Raw genomic sequence first — 399 nt, 5'->3', positions numbered from 1 at the left:
CTGCCCGTTCCAGCCCTTGGCCACGCCGCTGCTGCGCTACCACCATCAACTCAAAGCCAGGCTGGACCCGCAAGGGATCTTCAACCCCGGCCGACTGTACGCGGAGCTCTGAACCATGCAGACCACCCTGAGCGAACAGGCCAGACAACTGCCCCGCGCCGAAGAAGCCGAACGTATTCTGCGCAGTTGCGTGCACTGCGGTTTCTGCAACGCCACCTGCCCGACCTACCAGTTGCTGGGCGATGAGCTGGACGGTCCACGAGGACGGATCTATCTGATCAAGCAGGTGCTGGAAGGCAATGAAGTCACCGAGAAAACCCAGTTGCACTTGGACCGTTGCCTGAGCTGCCGCAACTGCGAGACCACCTGCCCGTCGGGCGTCGATTATCACAATCTGCT

At 61.2% G+C, this 399-nt stretch carries 2 protein-coding genes; both read left to right on the top strand.

All coding sequences use genetic code 11. The features are described 5' to 3' along the window. Positions 1-112: FAD-linked oxidase C-terminal domain-containing protein (locus EE949_RS18305; protein ID WP_277423369.1), on the top strand; the 112-nt coding region annotated here is incomplete at its 5' end. A gap of 3 nt (positions 113-115) precedes the next feature. Beyond that, positions 116-399, top strand: a 284-nt coding sequence (locus EE949_RS18300) for a 4Fe-4S dicluster domain-containing protein (RefSeq protein ID WP_122665586.1), incomplete at its 3' end; no start/stop codon positions are given.

This window comes from Pseudomonas viridiflava (assembly GCF_900602065.1).
In the GTDB taxonomy this organism is placed as follows: Bacteria; Pseudomonadota; Gammaproteobacteria; order Pseudomonadales; family Pseudomonadaceae; genus Aquipseudomonas.
This window is presented reverse-complemented; position numbering and strand designations above follow the sequence as displayed.